Source organism: Pseudarthrobacter xylosi (genome assembly GCF_055412765.1).
Map to the genome: position 1 here is coordinate 1 of NZ_JBVAYT010000019.1, position 15954 is coordinate 15954.

11 protein-coding genes are annotated in these 15954 nt (G+C 59.8%); 3 read left to right on the forward strand and 8 right to left on the reverse strand.

Annotation, left to right across the window (positions count from 1 at the left end; all coding sequences use genetic code 11):
- Positions 1-693: 693 nt before the first annotated feature.
- From ACZY1F_RS21075 to ACZY1F_RS21085, 3 genes are all read right to left on the reverse strand, one after another.
- A complete protein-coding gene (locus ACZY1F_RS21075; RefSeq protein ID WP_463944373.1) occupies positions 694-1713 on the reverse strand; it encodes a Gfo/Idh/MocA family protein in 1020 nt (339 codons plus the stop codon).
- Positions 1714-1991: 278 nt separating this feature from the next.
- Positions 1992-3503 (reverse strand): CoA-acylating methylmalonate-semialdehyde dehydrogenase, encoded by a 1512-nt coding sequence (locus tag ACZY1F_RS21080; RefSeq protein WP_463944374.1) that lies wholly within the window; start codon positions 3501-3503, stop codon positions 1992-1994.
- 116 nt (positions 3504-3619) lie between these two features.
- Positions 3620-4780 carry an iron-containing alcohol dehydrogenase gene (locus ACZY1F_RS21085; protein ID WP_463944375.1) on the reverse strand — a complete coding sequence of 387 codons (1161 nt, stop codon included), beginning with the start codon at positions 4778-4780 and terminating at the stop codon, positions 3620-3622.
- 131 nt (positions 4781-4911) lie between these two features.
- Between ACZY1F_RS21085 and ACZY1F_RS21090 the strand changes: the two genes are divergently transcribed.
- Entirely contained in the window at positions 4912-5820 is a 909-nt protein-coding gene (locus ACZY1F_RS21090; protein WP_463944376.1) for a LysR family transcriptional regulator, read from the forward strand.
- 852 nt (positions 5821-6672) lie between these two features.
- On the opposite strand, the gene ACZY1F_RS21095 is transcribed toward ACZY1F_RS21090, so the two are convergent.
- The 3 genes from ACZY1F_RS21095 to hisD all read right to left on the reverse strand — a co-directional run bounded on the left by ACZY1F_RS21095 (position 6673) and on the right by hisD (position 11011).
- The gene (locus ACZY1F_RS21095; protein ID WP_463944377.1) at positions 6673-6915 is read right to left on the reverse strand and encodes a hypothetical protein; all 243 of its coding nucleotides are present in this window, start codon (positions 6913-6915) and stop codon (positions 6673-6675) included.
- A gap of 367 nt (positions 6916-7282) precedes the next feature.
- Entirely contained in the window at positions 7283-9565 is a 2283-nt protein-coding gene (gene treS / locus ACZY1F_RS21100; protein WP_463944378.1) for a maltose alpha-D-glucosyltransferase, read from the reverse strand.
- A 147-nt stretch (positions 9566-9712) separates the two neighbouring features.
- Positions 9713-11011 carry a histidinol dehydrogenase gene (gene hisD, locus ACZY1F_RS21105; protein WP_463944379.1) on the reverse strand — a complete coding sequence of 433 codons (1299 nt, stop codon included), beginning with the start codon at positions 11009-11011 and terminating at the stop codon, positions 9713-9715.
- A 237-nt stretch (positions 11012-11248) separates the two neighbouring features.
- On the opposite strand from hisD, the gene ACZY1F_RS21110 reads away from it, so the two are divergent.
- A complete protein-coding gene (locus tag ACZY1F_RS21110; RefSeq protein WP_463944380.1) occupies positions 11249-12715 on the forward strand; it encodes an aspartate ammonia-lyase in 1467 nt (488 codons plus the stop codon).
- A 75-nt stretch (positions 12716-12790) separates the two neighbouring features.
- Positions 12791-13759: a LysR family transcriptional regulator gene (locus tag ACZY1F_RS21115; RefSeq protein WP_463944381.1), complete on the forward strand. Its 969-nt coding sequence runs from the start codon at positions 12791-12793 to the stop codon at positions 13757-13759.
- Between the two features lie 278 nt (positions 13760-14037).
- Here the strand turns inward: ACZY1F_RS21115 and ACZY1F_RS21120 are convergent, their stop codons facing one another.
- Together ACZY1F_RS21120 and ACZY1F_RS21125 are read right to left on the reverse strand one after the other, a co-directional pair.
- Complete coding sequence (locus ACZY1F_RS21120) at positions 14038-14895, reverse strand: carbohydrate ABC transporter permease (protein ID WP_463944382.1); 858 nt, start codon at positions 14893-14895, stop codon at positions 14038-14040.
- A complete protein-coding gene (locus ACZY1F_RS21125) occupies positions 14892-15872 on the reverse strand; it encodes a carbohydrate ABC transporter permease (RefSeq protein ID WP_463944383.1) in 981 nt (326 codons plus the stop codon). Before ACZY1F_RS21125 ends, ACZY1F_RS21120 begins: the two co-directional genes overlap by 4 nt.
- Positions 15873-15954: the final 82 nt, after the last annotated feature.

The window sequence follows — 15954 nt, forward strand, 5'->3', positions numbered from 1 at the left end:
GAAATGAATCCACGCCGGGACATGCTCGAGACGAGCGGGGTGTTCTTGTTCATGACGATTCCTTCGCAATAGCTGAGGGTTGAAGAGAAGGCGCACCAACTCGTTGCAATGCACCCGGCATCGCCGGGAGTATGTGACTAGCCGCACATCACCTATAAGGAAGAGTACACAAGATCTCATTTAACTCAAGTACTAACTTTGGTAAAAGCGTTGGCTAAACAAAGGGCGTGCGCGCGCTGTGCGCAAGGATTCCGCCGCTTGAAGAGAAAACGGGAGCAGAGCTTTACCGGACCGGCAAGGTGCAAAAGACCAACGGTGGCACAAGCAACTTGATCCCTTGCGTCGTCCCTTGATCACGAATGCAGAGCCGAGTTGGGCATGGCCGCGCCCCTGAGCTCTCGCCGCCTAGGTCAGGCCGAACCTTTTAGGGGGCCTTGGAGAACCTCACGCTGTAAGCATCGAAGTCAACGAGCCGGCGTGATCCGGTCTCTCGATCCAGAATCCAGAACAGACCAACCGTTGGCTCGGCTTCCGACACGGTCCCTGAGTAAACGACCGCAGTGCCCCGTATTGCTTCCACAAAGTCGCCAGGGCAGAGATGGCGGAAATCGTATGACCGCGGGGACGTGCCGTCCCCTGAATTGTTTGGGAGACATAGCGGATGATGATCATTTTCCCTGGGCAGGTCCATGCTCATGCTGAGGTGTAGTCGATCGCACATCTTTGGCCCAGGCTCGCCGAGCGAAGGATTGCAAGGCTTATGGCGAGAGTGTTCATGGCGTCCACTCCACCGACGATCGGGCGGGAAGCGCCACGGATTGAGGATTTGAAGGCTGTGAGCGTGATGTCGTAGGTGTGGCGGCGGTCTGCCACAGATATCTCTCGCCGACCGATGCCATCGTGCAGGAAGACTGTTCCAGTAGGTTCAGGCGTCATGACGTCGTGAGCGACCATCGTTCCCTTGTCACCACTCACTTCGATAAATGAGGCGGTGAACGGCAAGGTAAAGGAGTCCTGGAAGCCTACGAGGACCTCGTCTTCAAATTGGATGGAAGCGCTCACTGCGTCTTCGGCCTGTGCCTCCCAGTCTCCCTGATGGGCTGTTGTAGCCATCACGTGCAATGGTTTTGTCCCCAGCAGCTGGTTGACTACCGACGCGTTGTGACCTGAAAGGTCCATTACCACGCCCGCACCCGCTTCCCCCGCGAGACGCCATTTCCTCAGCCGCTCGGGCAGGAGCGTGGAATGCCTGACGTTGACAGCGAGGGGCCGACCGATGGCGCCAGACTGCAGCAGCTGACGCATGGTTCGGTGCGTACCGGCGGCAGGAAGATGGTGGTTGACGGCCAGCACGACGCCGGCAGCCTCGCAGGCAGCAATCATGGAGCGAGCATCACTAAGGGATGTGGCGATAGGTTTTTCGCACAGCACGTGTTTTCCGGCCGCTGCAGCCGCTATGGTTTGTTCCGCGTGACGATCGTTTTTGCTGGAAATGTAGACAGCATCTATGAGGGGATCCTCAAGTAGCTCGTCGAGTCGCTGGCAATAGCGCGGGATGCCATTTCGGCGGGCAAAGGCGCTACCGTGTTCCGGGGCCCCGCTGACTACCGCCAGAATCCCGTCGCCTACGCGGTCGATGGCGGGGATCATCCGGGTTTCGGCTATGTCGCTGGCGCCGATGAGTCCCCAGCGCAAGGCTTTAGTGCCTTCCATCCTGTCCTTTCACGTTCATTGCCTGGTTGGCTTACCCAGTCGGCTGACAACCACCCGCATGCGATGATCAGCGCTGTTAGTCCCCCCACGAGCATTAGAGATCCCTGGGCTTGAAAGCAGACGACAGCCCCTGTTATCACAAAGCCGCTCATCAGGTACCGGAGGATCTTGAGGGGATCGAGGGCAGCGTATGTTTTCTTCTGAGCTTTGCCAGCAGGGCGAGCAGTCTTAGCGGGTCGCTTCATCCGTGTACCGGGGCCTGGTAACGCGCGTCGAGTCTAGTTGGAGGGGAAGTTGTAGGAGGCGCCGGAGGCGTGGGTGGGTTCGGGCCAGCGGGAGGTGACTACTTTGCCGCGGGTGTAGAAGGAGACGCCTTCGGGGCCGTAGATGTGCTTGTCGCCGAACAGGGAGGCCTTCCAGCCGCCGAAGGAGTGGTACGCCACTGGGACGGGCAGTGGCACGTTGATGCCGATCATGCCCACGGTCACGGAGCGCTGGAACTTCCGGGCGTTGGCGCCGGAGGAGGTGAAGATGGCTGTGCCGTTGCCGTAGGGGTTGGCGTTGATCAGGGCGATGCCGGCGTCCAGGTCCTCGACGCGGACCACCACGAGGACCGGTCCGAAGATTTCCTCGGTGTAGGCGGTCATTTCGGTTTTGACGTGGTCGATGACCGTGGGGCCCACCCAGAAGCCCTCCTCGTGGCCGGGGACCACAAGATCGCGGCCGTCAACGACCATAGCGGCGCCGGCGGCTTCGGCTTCGGTGACGATCTTCACGATGCGTACCTTGGCGGCGGGCGTGATCACGGGGCCCATTTCGGCGTCGGGCGCGGTGCCGTTGTTGACCTTCACGGCGAGGGCGCGCTCTTCGACCTTCTTGACGATCAGGTCCGCGGCGTCACCGACGGCGACGGCCACGGAGATCGCCATGCAGCGTTCCCCGGCGGAGCCGAACGCGGCGGCGGCGAGGTGGTCCGCGGCGTTGTCCAGGTCGGCGTCGGGCATGATGATCGCGTGGTTCTTCGCCCCGCCGAGCGCCTGGACGCGCTTGCCGTGTTTGGTGGCGGTTTCGTGGACGTACTGGGCGATCGGGGTGGACCCGACGAAGGAGATGCCGTCCACGTCCGGGTGGGTCAGGAGACCCTCCACGGTTTCCTTGTCGCCGTGCAGGACCTGGAACACGCCGTCGGGCAGGCCGGCCTGCTTCCACAGCTTGGCCAGCAGCATCGAGGCGGACGGGTCACGCTCGGAGGGCTTGAGGATGAACGCGTTGCCGGCGGCGATAGCCATCGGCGCCATCCACAGCGGCACCATCACAGGGAAGTTGAACGGGGTGATCCCGGCAACCACGCCGAGCGGCTCGCGGAAGGAGAAGACATCGATCCCGGTGGAGACCTGGTCCGAGTAGTCGCCCTTGAGCAGGGTGGGGATGCCGCAGGCGAACTCGATGACCTCCAGGCCGCGGCCGATCTCACCCTTCGCGTCGGAAAGGACCTTGCCATGCTCAGCCGTGATCAGTTCGGCGAGCTCGTCCACGTGGGCCGCGACGAGTTCACGGAACTTGAACAGCACATTGGTGCGCTTGGCCAGGGAAATATCACCCCAGCTGTCGGCGGCGGCGCGGGCGGCGGCGACGGTGTTGTCCAGGTCCGCACGGTTGGCCAGCCGCAGCTCCGCGGAGACGGCACCGGTGGCCGGGTTGTAAACAGGCTGCGTGCGGGTGCCCTCACCGGCGGTTTCGGTGCCGTTGATGAAGTGGTTGATGGTGGTGGTGACGGTCGTCGTTGACATTTTTTTGGTCTTTCTGGCTAGAGCACCGGGGCGTTAAGGCGCCCGGATGTGAAGAATCTGGATGGGAGGGTTGGTTCCCCATCCCGCTCATGTGAAGTCTGAGGAGGGCCTATGGATTAGGCGTAGATGCCTGCGTAAATCTCCTGAATTTGCTGTGCATCAGGAATGACGGGGTTGTTTGCCGGCGAACCGGAGGACAGCGCTTGTTCGGCCATGAGCGGGAGCTTGGATTCCCAGGCTTCCCGGTCGATCCCGAACACCTCCGGGGTGGGGACGTCGAGGTCGGCATTGATGGAGTGAAGTTCGGTCACGAGCGCCGCTGAAGCTTCCCTATCAGATGCAGCTGCGGAAGCGACGCCCAGGGCCCGAGCACACTCGGCATACCGAGCCTCGGCAGCTGTTACGGAGAACTCTGTGACGGCCGGAAACAGCATGGCGTTCGCCAGGCCGTGTGCCACATGAAAGTGGGCGCCTATGGGCCTGCTCATGCCGTGAACCAGGGCGACGCTGGAGTTGGAAAAGGCGATACCTGCCTGCGTCGCGGCCAGCATCATGGCTTCCCGGGCTGCCTGGTCCGAACCGTCTTCGTAGACCTTCCTCAGGTTCGTCCCGATCGTCCTGATGGCCGACAGTGCAAAAGCATCGGAGAAGGGATTAGCTTTCTTGCTCACGAAGGCTTCGATGGCGTGGGTCAGAGCATCGATGCCAGTGTCAGCAGTCAGCCGCGGTGGCATGGACAAAGTAAGTGTGTGGTCGATGACGGCAGCTGCGGGCAGGAATGCGATGCCGGCACACAGCATTTTTTCGTTGGTCTCCGAGTCACTGATGATCGTAAACTGCGTGGCCTCAGAGCCGCTCCCTGCGGTGGTGGGAATTGCGACGACGGGAAGCGCGGGCCCAACATTATTCCTCGGCGCCTTGTAGTCACGCATCGCGCCGCCTTGCCGGCTCAAGATTCCAAGTGCTTTGGCTGTATCTATGGCGCTGCCACCGCCAAGGCCGATGATGATATCCGCGTTGTGTTCTTTAACGGCGGCTACGCCTGCCCTTAGAGAATCTGTCGTGGGATCAGGCACGGTTCCGGAGAATACCGCCACTTTCAGCCCGCTCTTGTTCAGAGCTTCGGTTATAAGCTCAGCGATGCCCGTCGTGACCATGAAGGAATCGGTGACAACAAGTGGACGTTTTCCGCCGAGATCCTTGACCAAAGTCCCCGTCTCATGGGCGGCGCCCCCGCCCACACGCATAAGACGGGGAAGAGCGATGCTGGCAACCATAAAAAACACCTTTGTTTGTTCCGCTAAGGGGACTTCGTATGAGAACTATCTCAAGCTTGGCACGGCACAGATGCCCAGACAATGGTCAAAAAGGCCCGCGCCCGGGCAAAAATGCACGGTAGGATTGGTGAATGCTGATATCTGCCGATGACTTGCGCTTTTTCCTGGAGGTGTCCCGAACGGGCAGATTAGCCGCGGCAGCACGCAGCTTGGGCGTTGATCATACGACGGTGGGCCGACGGATTACGCAGCTGGAAAAGGACAGTGGTGCGAGACTGTTCGTGCGGGCCCCTGGAGGTTGGGAGCTCACCGAGGCCGGAGAGAGCCTCGCCGTGCATGCCGAGGCCGTTGAATCATCGTTGCTTGCTGCGGCCGAGGAACTGGGTTCCTCACCAGGGCGGTTGTCTGGCACTTTGCGAATTGCCACTCCTGATGGGTTTGGAGCGTTTGTTATCAGCCCTGGGCTAGGAGATCTGCGAACAAGGTACCCGGACCTGAACGTGGAGGTAGTCACGGCGACCCGCCTGAACCTGCTGGCAACAAAAGAATTCGACGTGGGCATCTCGCTGGCAAGACCAACGATCCGCGGAGTGGAGGCGACCGAACTGGCGGAGTATCCGCTGGGACTCTATGCGAGTGAACTGTACGTCCAACGATATGGGCCAATATCCGGCGTTGATGAGCTCCTCCGGCACTCCCTTATCGGCTACGTTGATTCGCTCTTGGATATCCCGGCACTTCGTTTTTTGGATGCAGCAGTTCCTGGAGTCCGCCCGGGCATCCAGACCAACAACATAACCGGGCAATGGATGGCGGCAGTCGCAGGGCTGGGCGTTGCGATACTCCCCGCATTTATTGCTGAGCCTGATCCTCGTCTAGTCCGGATCCTGGAGGACTCGGTATCAATTAAGCGAAAGTATTGGCTGGCTGTTCCTCGGGAGCTGCAGCGGTTGGCCCGGATCCGGGCAGCCCAGCAGGCACTCCGGGAGTTGGTCATCGCTCACCCGTATCTTGACGCCGTTCCTATCACTCAGCACTAGTTACGGTGTTCTTAACCCTCCGGTGCCAGCGAGAACCACTCTGCTCTGAATAGCTAAGTGTCGATGAGCCATCGATGACGATGTTCGCTCTGTTCCAAGGTTCGTATGAACGCAGGAAGGGGTCTTCTTCTGCATCCCGCGCCAGCCGGAGAAGCCGTTTCGGCGTCCGTGTTACCGTCACGTTGAACGAGCCTGTCTGCGGCCGTAGCCGGGTCCGAGTGTATCCAGATTGATGCATTAAACCACGGCTGCAGCTCCCGCCGCGGCCGTCGATGGCAATAACTACGGGCCGGCCCTGCGGCGCTCCCGTTTGCAGGAAAAGCCGTCTGACGAGTGATTTAAGCGGCACGACCTCCCATGGTCCCTGAAGGTTTTTTGCCCCCGCCTCCAAGTTCTCCAATGCTGGGTGTGCTTCTGGCTGAGCTGATTTTGTTAGCCTATTCTGGCTGTCCAGAGTGTAACGTCCCCGCAACATCCAGGACTGTTGCCGATACAACGGGTGCGTAGATTCAAAGCAAGGAATTGATCGGTCGGCTCCTGGCCGCCCAATGAGAGGATCCGGTGAATCGGAACGTAAGGTTCGAGTCCCTGGCGCGGCGCGGCCGGCGCAGATCCGCTGCTGTTGCAGCTGGAAGCTTTGCGGGAGCTGTTGCATGTCTTGGCGCTGCGGCACTTCTTATTTTGTTGATTCGCCCCGGCTACACCGATGTCCCGGCGCTGTTCGCTCTGGGCATCCTGTCGGTGACCACCCTCATGTTTTTGTCGGTTACTGCCTGCAGCCTGCCCGAGGCGGGCGTGCCAGGTCGAGGGTTGCCGGGTTCCCAGAAGTCATAGACCGCCTGGATCCAGAATTTATTGCGCTGCCATCCAGACTTCGTAACCCTCGCAACGAAGGATCATGCTGCGTGTGTTGGGGCCGTGGGCGGCTAGCCAAAGTATCGCGCCGTCCGCTGTAACATCCTCGACCACTCCCTCTTCCTGAGGGCCGTGCTTGAGCCGCACGTGTACATATCTGCCCTTCGCCGAGATCCAATCGTGCTGGATTCGCAGGTTTTGGTCCTGGGCCATGGTTTCTTCGGTCGCTTCTAAGATCATGATGTTGTTCCTGTGATTTTGGACCCGGTTGCCCCTGCGTCTTGGAAATGCGCGCCTGAGCGTGTTGAGGGCCGTTAGTTATTCCCCTGGTGGGCGCTGAGGCAGCTCATTTGCCCAGAGACTTCCTCCGGGCAGCCTGAATGGTGCTGAAAAGGCTTCCTGTGGGCAGCATGGTGTCCGTCCATGCTGGCGAGTCCGGCGGCTCGATTCGCTGAGACGAGTGTCTCTGGTCGCGACGTTGGCCGAATGTTTGGAGTACCCGGGTAAGAAGCCGACTCGCGAGATGCCCCGTAGTGCCACCTTCTGCGTTGATGCGTGTCACGTCATTCTCCTTCGTCGTGTCGGCTGGGATCCAGCCGTCATTTTGCTAAGCGCGCTCTGAGGTTGGTGGAAGGCTTTCGTCATGCTGGTTGGCTTCGTGGGCGGTCAAGGCCTGGCCCTGATATGGCCGGAGATTGATGAAGAAACTGTGAAGGTCATCGACGGTGCCGAGCGTGTCACCGGTAAAAGCGTCGCGAATGTCCATGCCTGAGGTGAGGTGCCCGGAACGCACGGTTCCTGACAGCTCTTGGTCCGTGAAGTTGAGGACCGTGAGTGCGACTGCACCGGACGGGAGACGATGGACCATAACCAGCAGGCCGGGATGGGAAACATCCGGCACGTCGATCAGCGTTCCCTTATCAATGCCCAGCTCCTTTCTGACCGCGAGTACCCGTGAAAGCCTCCGGGCAAAGGATGCCCCGTTCTTCAGCTGCTCGGGCAGTGTTCCATAAATACTCCTGCCTTTCGGAATGCCCGAGGTTGATTCCGTTGCGTCGGCGTTAATGCCCATCAGGTCATGTGCGCCGCGGTTGATCCACCGAGTGTCACCAGCTGCTATGAGGGGCTGAACCTTGGAACGCTCCAAGGTGACTATTCCGCAGAGGTCCCAGCCGGAAAGGGCAAATACGCCGGGCTGGAGTGCGTTGTACATGGAAAGAAGGATGTGGACATCCCGAATCCGTTCCTCGTCTTCCTCGGAAATAGTGGTGAGATCGGATATGCCCAGGCTGGCGGTAATCACACTGGCGGTGGTGCAGGCAATTCCGTTGGTTGTGAACGTGAGGTTGTAAGGGGCAGCTGCCCCGGTGATTCCTGCCCGCAGATCATCTTGGATTCTGGCGGCCAGTTCCGCGCCCGTCAGTTCGCCTCCAAAGATCTTGAATGACTCGTCCTTGTGCTTGGTCGTGAAATGGACCAGTTCGTAGGTGAGTTCGTCATGGTTCTGAAGACCATGGACCAAGGAAGCCTGGTCAACGCCGAGCTCCATGGCCAGCCGCAGGGTCAGGCGCAAGAATTCTGTGTCCGCGGTGACTAAAGCGTGGTGATAGCCGGGCCGGGTGATGAAATCGTAGGACAAGTCCGGTCCGGTCTGAGAGGTGGACTTGATGTCGTCGATGGTGAGGTTTAGCTCCTGGAACGTGAATCCCCCGACCTTGCGCACCATGCTTGCCAGCAGCTGGTTTGCAGCTTCCGACAGCGGGTGACCTTCGGACCAGCCGGGGCGCTGATCGGCGCTCTTCTCAACGCCGAGGAAGCCATTGGCGTCCAAACGCAAGGCGCCCGTGCCCAAGTCGACCAGGGAATGCAAAGCGTCACCCATGACGAGGCGCATGCCTGAAAAGGTCGGATCCAACCAGTTGATGGATGGCTGCCCCGCTTTGAAGTAGTGCAGGTACACCCACCGTCGTAGCTTGCCGGTGGTATCAACTACTGGCTTGGTTGCGCTCCAGTTTGTCTCTTTGATACCGGGTTCGTAGAAGATGACGCGCTGAAGCGCCCCGATGATGTAACCGGCCTCCTGGAGTGCACGCTCGGCATCGATGCTGATGTTGACTGAGTCATGACCCTCGGCAACATCAGGCAGCAGGTGCCAGTCTTCCTCGGGGATGTCGATCATGTGATAGACACCCGGGTAATCCCTGTAGTTCATTTCTGCCAGACGGAAGTCTGCGCCTTTACCGGTGTGGCCAGGAACGATGTCATCGATGATGGTGGCCCCATGGTCGACCGCCGCTTTGCACATGGCGCGGAACTCTTCCTCTGTGCCAAAGATTGGGTCGATACCCATACTGATGCGATCGAAGTGGCCGTCGACGCTGGGCGTGAAGTCCCAGCCTGAGAGGCCTCCTGCACGCTTAACCGGTCCGGTGTGTAGGGCCTGGATGCCGATTTCCTGGAAGGCGTCCCACAGATCGCTCTGCGCAAGCGCAGACAAGAACGACTGTCCGCTTCCGGTGATGTAGGACAACGGGTAGGCGGTAAACCAGACGGAGGCACGTTCCAGTGCGGTTCGCGGGTCCGGATGAGCGTAGGAGTTGTGCCACATGCTTGCCTGTCCTGACAACTGTCGTGCCAGTGCATCCGCGTCCCCCAACATGGATTGGTTCCGGAGCCACTCAACGTAGACGCTGTTCCGGCCGTCTGGATCGAAGGGCGGCTTGCCCTCTGAGATCGACTGGCGTCGGCGCGCGGCCGGCCGCAGCTGCCGGGGCCTGGCCGGGTAAAACTGTTCGTCGTACGTGATTTCCGGGACTGTGACGGCGTCCTTGTCTTCAGGAGCCTGGGTGGCCGTGTAGTCCTCATTCTCCGGTGCCGGTTTTGCGGCCATGGCTTCTCCTTTTTGGTCGGCTGCGCCCGGGCGTTTTATGTCCCGACGTGTCCTGGAGCTTAGGGTTGCAAGACTTTGTGAGTCCACCAACCACGGTTTGCTGGGGTCCCGGCGGGGCCGCTTGCGGCCGGCCACCGCCGGGAGGTTTTAGGAAGCCCAGGCGGGACGTGAGCCGGCGATCCTGGACGCGCGGATGTCACCCGAGCGCGCGTGCCCTTCGAAGTTTTCTGCACGGGCGGCTCGGCCCAGAAGCTCGCCCAATTCGGCACTGGCGGAATCGCTGGTTATTTCCTGGTAGGTGACCGTCTTCAAGTATTTGCCGACCCACAGCCCCCCTGTGTAGCGTGCGGCTTTCCGTGTGGGCAGAACGTGGTTGGTGCCGATCACCTTGTCCCCATAGGAAACGCAGGTGTTTTCACCAAGGAACAGTGCGCCGTAGTTCACCAACTTGGCTAGAGCCTCACGGGGTTCACGGGTCAGAACCTGAACGTGCTCACTGGCGAAGTCGTCCGACACGGCGTAGGCCTCAGACAGGTCGTCCACAAGGATGACCTGGCCATGGTCCCGCCACGCTGCCCCGGCGACTGCTCGAGTGGACAGCCCGATGAGCTGCTGGTCAATTTCATCCAGCACGCGCCGCCCGACCTCTTCGGACGTGGTCACCAGGATGGCGGGTGAGTCAGGCCCGTGTTCGGCTTGACTCAGGAGGTCCACAGCGATCAAGAAGGGATCGGCTGATCCATCAGCGATGATGAGCACCTCGGTCGGGCCGGCGAAGAGGTCGATGCCGACTTCGCCGAACAGCTGCCGTTTTGCTTCCGCCACATACGCGTTGCCGGGACCGGCCAAAAAGTCGACTGGGGCGATGGTTTCGGTTCCGACAGCCAGCGCTGCGACAGCCTGAACGCCTCCGAGAAGGTAAATTTCGTCGGCGCCAGCGAAGTGCATTGCGGCGATCGAGGCGTCAGGCACAACTCCGCCGGCGGCCGGTGTCGCGGCAGCGACCCGCCGAACTCCGGCAACCTTTGCAGTCACGATTGTCATGTGTGCCGATGCGAGCAACGGGTACCGGCCCCCGGGAACATAGGCGCCAACAGCGTCAATCGGGATGTTCTTCTGGCCCAGGATCACGCCAGGCTCGACTTCTGTTTCGAAGTCCTTCAAGGAGGCGAGCTGCAACCGGGCAAACCGTTCAACATTGCGCTGGACCGTCTTGATGTCCGTTACCGTCTGCTCGGGAAGACGGGCAATGGCAGCGTCGATCTCATCCTGGGAAAGAAGGAAAGACTCCGGAGACCAGGAATCGAACCTTTCGGAGTAGGTGCGGACGGCTTCATCGCCCTTGGCCCGCACGTCAGCGATGACGCTTTCAACGGTTTCGCGGACACCGGCAGGGGAGGTCGGCTCAGAGACCGTGACTTCTGCGTTTTTAAGGAAAGTGCGCAATGGATTTCTCTTTCGTTTGTGGAGCCAAAGCGCGGAAGTGCGTGTGCTCCAAGTCTCAGAAACGACTTAACCATAGCATTATGTACCGCTAATGAACAGGGACTCTAAGGTTTGCTTATGTAGTGGCCTCTTCATGGTCGCGCTGGGTAGCCTTATGCTATGTGTAACTTCTAAAAGTTTTAGTTATGGCTTGGCACGGGGCGTGCCGAGCTTCTATCGACGGTTGGGTGGAGCTTTATGGATTCAGTAAGTTCTCCAAGTCTCCGCCAGGAGACTGACCTGCTCGGCGCCAGGGAGGTCCCCGGGGACGCTTATTGGGGAGTCCACACATTGAGGGCTCAAGAAAACTTCCGCCTCACCGGTGATTCGGTCGGAAGCGTTGCGGGACTGGTGCCTGCCCTCGCGGCGGTAAAGCAGGCAAGCGCCGAGGCAAACGTTGCTCTCGGTCTGCTTGACCCGGAAGTGGGCGATGCCATCGTCGTCGCCTGCGAGCAGCTGCGCTCCGGCCAGCACCACGAGCAGTTTCCCGTCTCCCTCATTCAGGGAGGCGCAGGCACATCTACAAACATGAATGCCAATGAAGTGATAGCCAACCTTGCATTGGAGCACCTGGGCCACCCGAAGGGTGCGTACCAGGTGGTGAGCCCCACCGACCACGTGAATCTCGGTCAATCCACGAACGATGTCTATCCGACAGCACTGAAAGTTGCCGCCATTACCGGCTGCAACCGCATCATTAGGTCATTGGAGCACTTCTGCCGGGCGTGCGAAGCAAAGGCCGGCGAGTTTGACCACGTTGTTAAAATGGGCCGCACCCAGCTTCAGGATGCGGTGCCGATGACATTGGGGCAGGAGTTCAGAAGTTATGCCGTGACCATCCGTGAGGACGTCGAGCGGTTAAAGGAGGCAGCCGCGCACCTGCATGAGATTAATCTTGGCGCCACGGCTATTGGTACGGGGCTGAACACGCATCCGGAGTTCTCGGCGGCTGTTCGGGAGAGGCTTGAGTGCATTACAGGTTTCCCGGTCATCATCAGTCCCGATCTTGTCGAAGCGACACAGGACTGTGGGGTCTTCGTTCTCCTCTCAGCCACCATCAAAAGGGCAGCTGTAAAGCTGTCCAAAATCAGCAGCGATCTGAGGCTCCTCTCTTCAGGGCCCCGGGCAGGCTTCAATGAGATCAATCTGCCGCCCAGACAAGCCGGCTCCAGCATCATGCCCGGAAAAGTGAATCCGGTGATCCCTGAACTCGTCAATCAGGTTGCCTTCGAGATTATTGGATTTGATGTCACTGTCTCCCTCGCCGCGGAGTCGGGACAACTTCAGCTCAACCCGTTTGAGCCCATTATCGCGGCGTGCATCTTCCGTAGCATCGATCACCTGTCTGAAGCTGCAATCACCCTTTCCGACTACTGCATCGACGGAATTACTGCCAACGAAACGACCCTGGAAGAGCATGTAGCTCGCAGCATCGGCATTGTCACAGCGCTCAGCCCGTATTTGGGGTATCAGGAATCAGGGAGGATCGCTGCAGAGGCCCTGAGGACTGGGACGCCCGTCGTGGACCTTGTCCTGGAGCGAAACCTGCTCGAGCGCGACTTCCTTGAGCTCGTACTCAAGCCCCAGTCCATCGCTTCGGGCGGCCACGGAAGACTTGCCCCGCTCACGGAAAATACTCAGCGGTCGATAGCCATCGATGAGTAGGCCTGCTTCGTTCTCACTTTCAACCTTTGCAGGGTCGTCCTCAAAGTTTCTCTTGGGGAGCTATAGGATTGGCTTATGACTCTGGCCCAATTGGAAGCGTTTGTCGCAGCAGCGACCGGACAGACATTTACTGCAGCGGCAGTCACACTTGGCATGACCCAGCCCGCGGTATCTGACCTGATCCGTCGGCTGGAAACCGAATTCGGCACGTCCCTGTTCAGTAGAAGCGGTCGGTCACTGGTGCTGACTGCCGCCGGCGAGCAGCTGCTTCCCTACGCTGAGCAGACAGTCTTTTCGGCGAAGCAGGGAACCGAAGCGGTAAATGCTCTGCTTTCGTTGGGCGGAGGAACGGCTACTTTTGGCCTGCTCCGCAATGCGGAGTTCTACATCCGGCAGGACCTCGCCAAACGCTTCCGTCAAAAGCATCCCGATGTGCGCATCCGCCTCGTGGGCCAAAACAGCGCTGAGACCGTAAGCGACGTTGTAAACGGCCATCTTGAAGCCGGCCTGGTGACCCTGCCCATCGATGACGACAGACTTGACGTCCTGCCCCTGGCGCGCGACGAAGTCGTCTACGTGAGCGCTAGCCCGGACAGGGTGAAGGCCCCACCCGGCATAGACACCATATGCCGGACCCCACTCATCCTGTATGACGCCCATTATGCGCAAACGGACCCCGCCCGTAAGCAGCTCTCCGCCAGGGCACAGCTTAACGGCCTGTCCCTGAATGCCAGCATTGAGGTGGAATATCTGTCCGCTGCGCTCTCCCTGGCGGCAGATGGCTTCGGTGACACCATTGCTTGCCGTGCAGCTATCGAGTCTGAGGTGCTGCCCCGGGGGCTGCACACGGTGTCACTTGCAGAACCCATGTACGACACGCTCGCCCTCATAAAGCGCCACGGCCAGCTGCTCTCACCTGCCACAAAGGAAATGGCGAGGCTGGCACATGCCGCGCTGATAGATCACCAGACCTCAGATCATGGAACAGCCGAAATACTCGACGGCGGGCATGACATCGAGTCATTCCTCGGCGAGGCGCGCTAGCCCCGATCGCCGGCTCTGACCCACCCAGACGCCTCAGCCGGGGGTAAACAGAACCGTGCGGCCGTGACCCCTAGCTTCTGTTCGTCAGACCTGCCGGCCCGCACTGCCAGTCCAAGGGTGGCGTTACGGGCAGTCACTGAGCGGCGGCCGTGGACGGCTGCCGCTGCACGCTTCCCCCGGATAACAGCACAAGATGTGATCTGGATACAGAAAAACTGTGGCCCCGTCCTTCCGGACAGGGCCACAGTCTTTTTGCCCACCTGATGTGGTGTGTCTGGCTAGCGTCCGGCGAGAGATCCGGCTACGCCGCCGACGCTGAAGTACTTGTTCAAGAAGGCGAAGAGGATCGTGGGGGGAAGCATCATGATTACTGCTACCGCCATGACAGAACCCCAGTCGGTCGAATGCTGCTGAAAGAACGTCTGGACGCCGATCGGAAGCGTGAACGTGCCGGCTGTACGGAGAAAGATCGAGGCAACGAGGTAGTCATTCCACGAAATGAGAAACGTGAAAATAGCAGTCGACAGGACACCGGGAAGTGAATTCCGCAGCACGATGTGCCAGAAGCTTCCGAAGACCGAGGCTCCGTCGATCCAGGCAGCTTCCTCCAGGCTGGCCGGTATGCCATCCATGTAGGAAGCCATCATCCAGGTCGCGACAGACATTGAACTGGCCACGTACAGGATGGTGATGCCGACCAGGTTGTCCGCCAGACCCATGCCGCTGAACAGGATGAACAGGGGAATGACCGACGTGATCACCGGCAGGGACTGTATGACGAACAGCAGCAGAGAATACCCTTCCACCAGCCTGCTGCGACCTCGTGAGAGGACATAACCAGCCGGCGCGGCCACGCACACCGACACCACAACCGTGGCGAACGTTACCTGCAGGCTGTTCAGCAGCCAGGCGAGAACCTGTGTCTCGGTTGCCACAGAGATGAAGTTATCGAGCGTGAACCCTCCGGTGCCGTTGTTGGACCGCAGGGAGAGGATGACCGTACCCATGATCGGGATAAGGGCCACCACGGCAATGGCGAGGAGGACTGAGAATCGCTTCCACTTTCCCTTCTCAGCTGGATCAAGATTCTTGTTGGGCAGAACTGTTGTCGCCCGGGTGACATTGAGAGCGGTCATTCGATTGTCGACTTTCGGATCTGGCGGAAGAGTACCGTTGCGATGGTGGCCAGGGCGATAGTCATCATAAAGGCGATGGCAACGCCGGGGCCTGTCTGGAAGTTCTGGAAGACGGTCCGGTACGCCAGGACTACGAGTGTGCTTGTCGATCCGACTGGGCCACCGTGAGTGAGCAGCCAAATCGCCGGGAATTCATTGACGCAGAAGATCGTCATGAGTACCCACGAGATGTAGGTGGGCTTGGCGATAATCGGGAGGGTCATGTGAAGAAACTGCTGGCGAGGCGTCGCGCCGTCAATTTTCGCGGCTTCGTAGATGCTCTCGTCCACTGAAGTAAGCGCGGCGCTCATCATCAGCATCATGAACGGAAAGTTCAGCCACACGATGAAGAGACAGACCGTAACCTGCGCCAGGAACGGATCGGAAAGCAACCGCTGGTCCCCCAACCCCAGGGAGCGCATCAACGTGGGGACGGGACTCGAATCGGTTGCCAGAAGCCAGTTCCACGACGTCGCCGATACCACGACAGGGACAACCCATGGCAGCAGCAGCAGTGTCTTCAGCAGGCCCCGGCCGGGGATGCGCTGCTGCAGGAGCAGCGCCAGCCCCAGGCCCGCCATCCAACTCCCGAAGACCCCCACCACCGTGAAGGTGACGGTGAAACCGGCAGCCTTCCAGAAGGCTTCCCCGGAGAGGACCCTCGCGAAGTTATCCAGCCCAACAAACTCCCCGGCCTGGATCAGGGAGCCATCGTGGACAGACTGGAAGGCCGCGTAGGCAATCGGATACGCATTGGTCAGCAGCAGAATGAGGACCGACGGGGCGATGAGGATGGCCAGGGTCGACCGTGACTGGCCGGGAATACGTTCACGACGTGGTTTCCCTCTGCGCCCACGTATGACTTTGGTTTCCACTCCTGCAGCACGCCCGGGCCTGTCAGAGGAGCGTTGGTGGATCACTGATGGTGTTGTGCTCATGATATGACTGACTGGATATCGCTTTGGAGTTTGGTCAGGGCGGTTTTTGCGTCGGTTTTTGCGCCCAGGAGTGTCTGGCAGA

Coding starts and splice junctions, on each gene's coding strand:
- ACZY1F_RS21095 (WP_463944377.1), bottom strand. CDS start 6,915: ATGATCTTAGAAGCGACCGAAGAAACCATGGCCCAGGACCAAAACCTG.
- ACZY1F_RS21080 (WP_463944374.1), bottom strand. CDS start 3,503: ATGTCAACGACGACCGTCACCACCACCATCAACCACTTCATCAACGGC.
- ACZY1F_RS21125 (WP_463944383.1), bottom strand. CDS start 15,872: ATGAGCACAACACCATCAGTGATCCACCAACGCTCCTCTGACAGGCCC.
- ACZY1F_RS21110 (WP_463944380.1), top strand. CDS start 11,249: ATGGATTCAGTAAGTTCTCCAAGTCTCCGCCAGGAGACTGACCTGCTC.
- ACZY1F_RS21090 (WP_463944376.1), top strand. CDS start 4,912: ATGCTGATATCTGCCGATGACTTGCGCTTTTTCCTGGAGGTGTCCCGA.
- ACZY1F_RS21085 (WP_463944375.1), bottom strand. CDS start 4,780: ATGGTTGCCAGCATCGCTCTTCCCCGTCTTATGCGTGTGGGCGGGGGC.
- ACZY1F_RS21120 (WP_463944382.1), bottom strand. CDS start 14,895: ATGACCGCTCTCAATGTCACCCGGGCGACAACAGTTCTGCCCAACAAG.
- ACZY1F_RS21075 (WP_463944373.1), bottom strand. CDS start 1,713: ATGGAAGGCACTAAAGCCTTGCGCTGGGGACTCATCGGCGCCAGCGAC.
- ACZY1F_RS21115 (WP_463944381.1), top strand. CDS start 12,791: ATGACTCTGGCCCAATTGGAAGCGTTTGTCGCAGCAGCGACCGGACAG.
- treS (WP_463944378.1), bottom strand. CDS start 9,565: ATGGCCGCAAAACCGGCACCGGAGAATGAGGACTACACGGCCACCCAG.